This window comes from Micromonospora echinofusca (assembly GCF_017614955.1).
Classification (GTDB): Bacteria; Actinomycetota; Actinomycetes; order Mycobacteriales; family Micromonosporaceae; genus Micromonospora; species Micromonospora echinofusca_A.
In genome coordinates, this window is record NZ_WVUH01000701.1 from 1 (window position 1) to 827 (window position 827).

Below are 827 nucleotides of genomic sequence, written 5' to 3' on the forward strand. Positions count from 1 at the left end.
CACCGACGACCCCGGCCTCGCCGGGCTCACCCACACCCAACTCGTCGCCCGCCTGGCCGCCCTCGGACTGGGAACGACGGCCGACACCCCGCTGGCCACCCGGGCCTACGCGACCCTTGACCAGGTCCTGGACCGGGTGCGTGAGATCGGCGCCCTGCGCGCGGCACTCGACATCGAACTCGACGGTGCCGTGATCAAGGCCGACAGCCCCGCCGACCAGCTCCGGGCCGGGACCGGGTCCCGCACCCCGCACTGGGCCACCGCCTTCAAGTTCCCGGCCGCCCAGAAGATCACCGTGCTGCGCGCCGTGCAGTGGAGCGTGGGCCGCACCGGCGTGATCGCCCCACGTGCCGTCCTCGACCCCGTGGACGTCGCCGGGACCACCATCACCTACGCCACCCTGCACAACCCGGCCGACATCGCCCGCCGTGGCCTGATGCTCGGAGACCACGTCGTCGTCTACCGAGCCGGTGAGGTCATCCCCCGCGTCGAAGGCGCGGTCGCCGGCCTCCGCACCGGCACCGAACAACCCATCGACTTCCCCGAACGCTGCCCGCGCTGCGGCGGCGACATCGACCGCAATCAGGAACGCTGGCGCTGCGAGCGGGGACGCGCCTGCGGGCAGAAAGAAGCGATCCGGTACGCCGTCGCCCGCGACGCGCTCGACATCGACGGCCTCGGCGAGAAGATCATCGTGCAACTCGTCGACAAGGGGTTGATCGAGGACTTCGCCGACCTGTTCACCCTCACCCGCGATCAGCTGCTCACCCTCGACCGCATGGGGACCAGGAGCGCCGACAACCTCACCGCCGCCATCGAGGCCGCCA

Annotated in this window: 1 pseudogene; it reads left to right on the forward strand. The window is 71.6% G+C overall.

Annotated elements, in window-relative coordinates:
* A pseudogene (locus GSF22_RS33975) lies at nucleotides 1-827 on the forward strand (helix-hairpin-helix domain-containing protein); the annotation flags it as partial.